The 1,205-nt window shown below is 58.9% G+C and carries 1 pseudogene; it reads left to right on the top strand.

Features of this window, described 5'->3' with window-relative positions:
* Positions 1 to 67: 67 nt before the first annotated feature.
* Positions 68 to 1,172 (top strand): annotated as a pseudogene (locus tag G7026_RS22485) (IS3 family transposase).
* Positions 1,173 to 1,205: the final 33 nt, after the last annotated feature.

Below are 1,205 nucleotides of genomic sequence, written 5' to 3'. Positions count from 1 at the left end.
CGACGTCTCCCCTGATTTGAGTAGCGCTCAGCTTTAGAGTCCAATCCCAGTAACCAGGAGATTGGACATGAAGAAGCGTTTCACTGAAGAGCAAATCATTGGCTTTCTACGCGAAGCCGAGGCTGGGCTGCCGATCAAGGAGCTGTGTCGTCGGCACGGCTTTTCAGAGGCCAGTTACTACCTCTGGCGCAGCAAGTTTGGCGGGATGAGCGTGTCGGATGCCAAGCGCCTGAAGGAGCTGGAAAGCGAAAATGCCCGGCTTAAGAAAATGCTCGCCGAGTCGATGCTGGAGATTGAAGTCACCCGCGAGGCGTTGCGAAAAAAGTGGTGAGCGCACCCTCGCGTCGAGAGCTGGTGCGCCACATGACGGCACGCGGCTTGAGTGAGCGCCGAGCGCTTCAGGTGATGCGCATGAGCGCCAGTGCTCTGCGCTACCAACCGAGGCCGGATCGCAACCAGAGCCTGCGCAAGCGCATTGTGGCCCTGGCTCATCGGCATCGCCGCTATGGCGCCGCGATGATCTATTTGAAGCTGCGCCAGGCTGGCGAGGTGGTCAACCACAAGCGGGTGGAGCGCCTGTATGCCGAAGCCCGCTTGCAGGTGAAAAGGCGTAAGCGCAAGAAGATTCCGATTGCAGATCGACAGCCGCTGGGCCGCCCGCGGGCCGCCAACCAGGTCTGGTCGATGGACTTTGTATTTGATCGCACGGCTGAAGGGCGTGTCATCAAGAGCCTGACCGTGGTGGATGATGCCACCCATGAGGCTGTAGCCATCGTGCCGGAAAGAGCGATTGGCGGGCTTTCGTTGACGCGCATCCTGGATCGTCTGGCCATGTCACGCGGACTGCCCAAAGCCATCCGCACGGACAATGGCAAGGAGTTCTGTGGCAGGGCCATGCTGACCTGGGCTCATCAGCGAGGTGTGCAGCTGTTCCTGATTGAGCCAGGTAAGCCCAATCAGAATGCCTACATCGAATCGTTTAACGGGCGCTTCCGTGATGAATGCCTGAACGAACACTGGTTCACCAGCCTGCCGCACGCCAAGGTAGTGATTGAGTCCTGGCGGAGGGAATACAACGAAGAGAGACCGAAGAAAGGGCTTGGTGGGTTAACCCCATCGGCCTATGCCGAGCAACTGGCCTCGAAAGCCGTTACATTGACCCAGGACTCTAAAGCCAGCTGCTACTGAAGACGGGGAGACGTCGC

Origin of the sequence: Stutzerimonas azotifigens, from assembly GCF_013522725.1 — a bacterium.
Taxonomy (GTDB): Bacteria; Pseudomonadota; Gammaproteobacteria; order Pseudomonadales; family Pseudomonadaceae; genus Stutzerimonas; species Stutzerimonas azotifigens_A.
Note: the sequence above shows the minus strand (reverse complement) of the source record. Positions and strands in the feature narration are given on the sequence as shown.